The 6,424-nt window shown below is 74.6% G+C and carries 6 protein-coding genes and 1 pseudogene; all 7 read left to right on the top strand.

Going from position 1 to position 6,424, the window contains the following annotated elements; all coding sequences use genetic code 11:
* Nucleotides 1-265 (top strand): annotated as a pseudogene (locus tag H0488_RS21305) (cobalamin biosynthesis bifunctional protein CbiET); the annotation flags it as partial.
* Nucleotides 262-1,047 carry a precorrin-4 C(11)-methyltransferase gene (cobM, locus tag H0488_RS21300; protein WP_183101218.1) on the top strand — a complete coding sequence of 262 codons (786 nt, stop codon included), beginning with the start codon at nucleotides 262-264 and terminating at the stop codon, nucleotides 1,045-1,047. The pseudogene H0488_RS21305 and the gene cobM, both read left to right, overlap by 4 nt.
* On the top strand, nucleotides 1,044-3,074 hold the full coding sequence (locus H0488_RS21295; RefSeq protein WP_246372644.1) for a VWA domain-containing protein: 2,031 nt from the start codon (nucleotides 1,044-1,046) through the stop codon (nucleotides 3,072-3,074). Before cobM ends, H0488_RS21295 begins: the two co-directional genes overlap by 4 nt.
* The gene (gene bluB / locus H0488_RS21290; RefSeq protein WP_312856474.1) at nucleotides 3,067-3,744 is read left to right on the top strand and encodes a 5,6-dimethylbenzimidazole synthase; all 678 of its coding nucleotides are present in this window, start codon (nucleotides 3,067-3,069) and stop codon (nucleotides 3,742-3,744) included. Before H0488_RS21295 ends, bluB begins: the two co-directional genes overlap by 8 nt.
* On the top strand, nucleotides 3,744-4,340 hold the full coding sequence (gene cobO / locus H0488_RS21285; protein WP_183101217.1) for a cob(I)yrinic acid a,c-diamide adenosyltransferase: 597 nt from the start codon (nucleotides 3,744-3,746) through the stop codon (nucleotides 4,338-4,340). The genes bluB and cobO overlap by 1 nt, the downstream gene beginning before the upstream one ends.
* Nucleotides 4,337-5,956 (top strand): cobyrinic acid a,c-diamide synthase CobB, encoded by a 1,620-nt coding sequence (locus tag H0488_RS21280; RefSeq protein WP_183101216.1) that lies wholly within the window; start codon nucleotides 4,337-4,339, stop codon nucleotides 5,954-5,956. The genes cobO and H0488_RS21280 overlap by 4 nt, the downstream gene beginning before the upstream one ends.
* A partial coding sequence (locus H0488_RS21275; RefSeq protein ID WP_183101215.1) for an aminotransferase class I/II-fold pyridoxal phosphate-dependent enzyme occupies nucleotides 5,949-6,424 on the top strand: 476 nt, incomplete at its 3' end. The genes H0488_RS21280 and H0488_RS21275, both read left to right, overlap by 8 nt.

The following is a 6,424-nucleotide window of genomic DNA, read 5'->3' as shown; positions in this document are numbered from 1 at the left end:
CGCCGACCTCCCGGCCCCCGACGCGGTGTTCGTGGGTGGCGGCGCGAGCGCGGACGTGATCGAACGCTGCCTCGACGCGCTCGCGCCCCACGGCCGGCTCGTGGCCCACGGCGTCACGCTGGAGACCGAGCAGCTGCTGGTCGCGTCGTACCAGCGCCACGGCGGTGAGCTCACCCGGATCTCGGTCGAGCAGGCCGCGCCCCTGGGCGGGCGCACCGGCTGGACCCCGCTCCGCGCCGTCACCCAGTGGGCGGTGGCCCGATGAGCGTCCCCCGACCGACCGTCCACTTCGTCGGGGCCGGCCCGGGTGCTGCCGACCTGATCACCCTCCGGGCCGCTCGACTGCTCGCGGAGGCGGACGTCGTCCTCTACCCAGGGACGTACGTCGACGCCGCGGTCCTCGGTCACTGCCGTCCGGACGCCCACCTCGTCGACACCCAGCGGCTCGACCTGGACCAGATCACCGCCGCCATGGTCGAGGCGCACGCGGCCGGCCGAGACGTCGTCCGACTCACGTCGGGCGACCCGTCGCTCTACTCGGCGCTGCACGAGCAGACCCGCCGGCTCGACGCGGCCGGGGTCGGATGGGACGTCACGCCCGGCGTCCCGGCGTACGCCGCCGCCGCCGCGCTGGTCGGCAACGAGCTCACCGTGCCGCTGGTGGCGCAGTCGGTCGTGCTCACCCGCACCCAGGCGCGGTCGACGGCGATGCCGGAGGGCGAGTCGTTGGCCGCGTTCGCTGCGACCGGCGCCACCCTCGTGCTGCACCTCGCGATCACCCGCACCCGCGAGCTGATGGCCGAGCTCGCGCCGTCCTACGGCGAGGGCTGCCCGGTCGTCGTCGTCCACCGGGCGACCCAGCCCGGCGAGGTCGTGCTCCGCGGCACCGTCGGCAGCATCGCCGACCAGGTGGAGGCCGCCGGGCTCCGGCAGGCCGCCGTGATCCTGGTCGGCGCAGCTCTGGCCAACCCGACTCTGGCCGACCCGACTCTGGCCGACGCGGCCGCGGGCGAGTCCTGGCTCTACGCATCAGGGAGGAACCGATGACCACCGCTCCACGATCCGCGTTCCCGTTCAGCGCCGTGCTCGGCGCCGACATGGACGCACCCGGCGGCCTCGACCCGATGGCCCTCGCGCTCGTCCTCACCTCGATCACGCCCGAGGTCGGCGGCGTGCTGGTGCGCGGCGAGAAGGGCACCGCCAAGTCGACCATCGTGCGCGCCCTGGCTGCCGTGCTGCCGCCCGTCGACGGGCAGCACGCGCGGCTGGTCGAGCTGCCGATCGGCGCCACCGAGGACCGGGTGCTCGGGTCGATCGACCTCGAGAGCGCGCTCTCGGAGGGACGGGCGGAGTACCAGCCCGGGCTGCTGGTCAAGGCGCACCGCGGGATCCTCTACGTCGACGAGGTGAACCTGCTCCACGACCACCTGGTCGACGTGCTGCTCGACGCAGCCGCGATGGGGCGGGTCACCGTCGAGCGCGACGGGGTGTCCGTGGAGCGGGACGCCCGGTTCGTCCTGGTCGGCACCATGAACCCCGAGGAGGGCGAGCTGCGCCCGCAGCTGCTCGACCGGTTCGGCCTCACCGTCGAGGTCGCCGCGCCGCGCGACCCGGCACTGCGCGCCCAGGTGGTACGCCGGCGCATGGCGCATGACGCGGACCCGGACGCCTTCGCCGCGACCTACGCCGACGCCGAGGCGGCGCTGCAGTCCCGGATCGCGGCGGCCCGGAAGCGGGTCGGCGAGGTGCTCCTCGCGGACACGGCGCTGCTCCGGATCGCCGAGGTGTGTGCCGCGTTCGAGGTCGACGGCCTCCGCGCCGACATCGTGATGGCCCGCACGGCGTCCGCCCACGCGGCGTGGAGCGGCCGGGAGTCCGTCGTACTCGAGGACATCGAGGTCGCGGCCCGGCTCGCTCTCCCCCACCGCCGCCGGCGCAACCCCTTCGACAGCCCCGGACTCGACGACGACCTGCTGCGCGAGGCGCTGGGCGACGACGACCTGGACCCCGACCCGGACCCCGACCCCGACCCCGACCCCCACGACGATCTCGACCCCGATCCCGGGCCAGGTCAGGACCAGGGGACGTCATACGACGATGGACCAACGGGTCAAGGTCCGTATGACGTCCCGCCCAACGACACCGGGACGTCATACGACAGTGCACCAACAGGTGAAGGGTCGTATGACGTCCGCGGCTCCGCCGACACCGAGGCCACCTCCCTCGCCGACGGCACGACCGACGCCACGACCGGCACGACGACCGGCACGACCGCGCCGTACCGCGCCCGGCTCTTCACTGTGCGCGGCACCGGCGCCGGTACGGCGGGCCGCCGCAGCCGCGCGCGCACTGAGACCGGTCGCCGGGTCGGCGCCGAGCGGCCGACCGGAGGCGGTGGCGCGCTGCACCTGGTCGAGACGATCCGCGCCGCGGTGCCCCACCAGCACGGGCGCGGGCGGCGCGCCGGCCGCCTGCTGCTGGAGGCCGAGGACGTGCGGGTCGCCGTCCGTGAGGGACGGGAGTCCAACCTGGTCCTCTTCTGCGTGGACGCGTCCGGCTCGATGGCCGCACGCAAGCGGATGGAGCAGGTCAAGACAGCCGTCCTGAGCCTGCTGCTCGACGCCTACCAGCGGCGGGACAAGGTCGGACTGGTGACGTTCCGAGGCGACCGGGCCGACCTGACACTGCCGCCGACCAGCTCGGTCGACGTGGCCGCCACCCGCCTCGAGGACCTGCCCGCCGGAGGCCGGACGCCGCTGGCGGAGGGCCTGCTCGAGGCCGCCAAGGTGCTCGCGCTCGAGCGCATCCGCGACCCGCGCCGACGGCCGCTGCTCGTGGTGGTCACCGACGGTCGCGCCACCTCCGGCGCCGACGCGATCGCGCGGTCCCGCGCTGCCGCGGCAGGGCTGGCCGCCACCGGCGTCGCGGCCGTCGTCGTCGACTGCGAGGGCGGCCCGCTGCGGATGGGGCTCGCCCGCGCGCTGGCGGACCAGCTCGGGGCCGGGCACGTGCCGGTCGGCGACGTGAGCGCCGACGCCCTGACCACCGTCGCCCGAGGAGGGTTGTGTGCTTGAGACCGCCGAATCCGGGGTGCTGAGGCACACGACCCCGACTGCCGAGACGCTGGCGCTGTACGACGTGATCGCGCGCCGTCGCGACGTCCGGGCCGAGTTCACCGGCGCACCGGTCGGCGACGAGGTGCTGCAGCGGGTCCTCGGCGCGGCGCACCGGGCGCCGAGCGTCGGGATGAGCCAGCCGTGGGACTTCGTCGTGGTCCGGGACCCCGCCACCCGACGGGCGTTCCGCGACCACGTCGCGAGCGAGCGCGACACCTTCGCCGCCTCGCTCCCGCCCGAGCGCCGCGCGACCTTCGACCGGATCAAGGTCGAGGGCATCTGCGAGTCGTCGATGGGCGTCGTGGTCACCCACGACCAGGAGCGCGGGGGCCCCCACGTCCTCGGCCGGCACGCCATCGCCGACACGGGACTCTTCTCGACCGTCCTCGCCATCCAGAACCTCTGGCTCGCCGCGACCGCCGAGGGCCTCGGCGTCGGCTGGGTGTCGTTCTACCGCGAGCCGTTCCTGCGCGACCTGCTCGGCATCCCTGCGCACGCCCGACCCGTCGCGTGGCTGTGCCTCGGCACGGTCTCCCACCTGGAGTCGGTGCCCGACCTGGAGCGGCACGGCTGGCGCTCCCGCCGGCCGCTGGCCGACGCCATCCACCACGAGACCTGGAGGGGCTAGTGCCACAGGGACAGCCGCTCGTCGTACCCGACGACGGGCTCAGCACGAAGCAACGCCGCAACCGACCGCTGCTGATGGTGCACACCGGCGACGGCAAGGGGAAGTCGACCGCAGCCTTCGGCCTCGCGCTGCGCGGCTGGAACCAGGGCTGGCGGATCGGGGTCTTCCAGTTCGTGAAGTCGGCCAAGTGGCGCCTCGGCGAGCAGACCGCCTTCGAGCAGCTCCCGTCGGGGTTCGGCACCGTCGAGTGGCACAAGATGGGCTCCGGCTGGTCCTGGTCCCGCAAGGGCGGCACCGAGGACGACCACGCCGCGGCGGCGGCCGAGGGCTGGGCGGAGATCAAGCGCCGGCTGGCTGCCGAGGAGCACGACCTCTACCTGCTCGACGAGTTCACCTACCCCCTCAACTGGGGGTGGATCGACCTCGACGACGTGCTGGAGACCCTGACGAACCGGCCGGGACGCCAGCACGTCGTGATCACGGGCCGCCGCGCGGACCCGCGGCTGCTCGAGGCGGCCGACCTGGTCACCGAGATGACCAAGGTCAAGCACCCGATGGACGCCGGGCAGAAGGGCCAGCGGGGCATCGAGTGGTGACCACGCTCCCCCGGGTCGTCATCGCGGCCCCGGCCACCGGCCAGGGCAAGACCACCGTCGCCACCGGCCTGATGGCGGCTCTGTCCCGCGCGGGTCTCGACGTGAGCGGCCACAAGGTCGGGCCCGACTACATCGACCCCGGCTACCACGCCTTGGCGTGCGGTCGCCCGGGGAGGAACCTCGATCCGCACCTGGTGGGCGAGGCGCGCGTCGTACCCCTGCTCCTGCACGGCGCGCTCCGGCCCACGCCGGCCGACGTCGCTGTGATCGAGGGCGTCATGGGCCTGTACGACGGACGCGTCGGCGGTCGCGGCTTCTCCTCGACCGCGCACGTGGCGACCCTGACCGGCACCCCCGTCGTGCTCGTCGTCGACATCGCGCGCTCGTCGCGGTCGATCGGCGCGGTCGTGCACGGGATGGCGACCTGGGACCCGTCCGTCCAGGTCGCCGGGGTGATCCTCAACCAGGCCGGCTCCCCGCGGCACGCGGCGGAGGTCCGCGACGCGATCGACCTTCCGGTGCTCGGCGTGGTCCCCCGTGACCCCGACCTCGCCACCCCGTCGCGCCACCTCGGGCTGATCCCCGCCGCCGAGCGCCGCGAGGCCGCCGACGTCGTCGACCGCCTCGCCGAGCGGATCGCGGAGACCGTCGACCTCGACGCCGTCCTCGCCCTCGCTCGCACCGCGCCCGACCTCGACGCCGAGCCGTGGTCGGCCCGCGATGCCTTGGTTTCGAGGCTCGCTCCGCTCGCACCTCAACCAGCGGCGCCCCGGCCAGCTCCGCCACCGGTTGATGCCTTGGTTTCGAGGCTCGCTCCGCTCGCACCTCAACCAGCGGCGCCCCGGCCAGTTTCGCCACCGGTTGATGCCTTGGTTTCGAGGCTCGCTCCGCTCGCACCTCAACCAGCGGCGCCCCGGCCGTGGTCACCGGGTCTCGTGACGGTCGCTGCGCGACCTCCTCGACCAACGACGATTCCCGCTGGTCGAGGAGGTCGCTCTGGCGACCGTCACGAGACCGGGCGACCCGTGGTCGCGGTGGCGGGCGGGCGCGCGTTCACCTTCCGGTACGCCGAGACCGCCGAGCTCCTCGAGGCGGCCAGGTGCCGCGTCGTCGCCTTCGACCCGGCGACCGACCCCGCTCTCCCCGAGGGCACGAAGGGCCTCTACCTCGGTGGCGGCTTCCCCGAGGTCCACGCCGCTGCACTGGCGGACAACGCGACGCTGCGCGACGAGATCCGCGGAGCGGTGCTCGACGGGCTGCCGACGGTCGCCGAGTGCGCGGGGCTGCTCTACCTGTGCCGCACCCTCGACGGTGCGCCGATGGCGGGGGTCCTCGACGCCGACGCGGCGATGACGGAGCGGCTGACGCTGCGCTACCCCGAGGCGACGGCGGTCACGGACAACCTGCTGACCCGCGCCGGCGAGCGGGCGACGGGGCACGAGTTCCACCGCACCCGGGTGACCCCGACGGCGAGCGCGACGCCCGCGTGGAGCGTCGACGGGGAGCAGGTCGGCTTCGCCAGCCCGACCCTGCACGCGTCGTACCTCCACACCCACTGGGCCGGCCACCCCCACCTCGCGCGGCGCTTCGCGGAGGCGGTGCACGGCCGTGGCTGACCTTCCCGACCCGCTGCGCCACCACGGCGACGTCGAGGTCGGCGGCCTGCTCGACCTCGCCGTCAACGTGTACGCCGGGCCGCGGCCGGTCTGGCTCGACGCGGCCCTCCGTGCGTCCCTCGACTCGATCGGCGCCTATCCGTCGAGCGCAGCCGCCCGGGCGACGGTCGCCGCCCACCACGGCCGGTCCGAGGACGAGGTCCTGGTCACTGCGGGGGCAGCCGAGGCGTTCACCCTGGTCGCCCGGCTCCGGCCGTGGCGACGGCCGGTGGTGGTGCATCCGCAGTTCACCGAGCCGCACGCGGCGCTGGAGCAGGCGGGTCATCGGGTGAGCGAGGTCGTGCTCCCGCTGCCGTTCCTGCTCGACCCGACCCGGGTCCCGGACGACGCCGACCTGGTCGTCGTCGGCAACCCGACCAACCCCACCGGCGCGCTCCACCCGGCCGCGACGATCCGGCGCCTGCTCCG

Source organism: Nocardioides pelophilus (assembly GCF_014180685.1).
Lineage (GTDB): Bacteria > Actinomycetota > Actinomycetes > Propionibacteriales > Nocardioidaceae > Nocardioides > Nocardioides pelophilus.
The sequence above is the reverse complement of the archived record's forward strand: the minus strand, read 5'-3'. Positions and strand labels throughout refer to the sequence as shown.

Excerpts from the sequence above, each read along its gene's own strand:
- cobM (WP_183101218.1), top strand. The coding sequence starts at position 262 with ATGAGCGTCCCCCGACCGACCGTCCACTTCGTCGGGGCCGGCCCGGGT.
- H0488_RS21295 (WP_246372644.1), top strand. The coding sequence starts at position 1,044 with ATGACCACCGCTCCACGATCCGCGTTCCCGTTCAGCGCCGTGCTCGGC.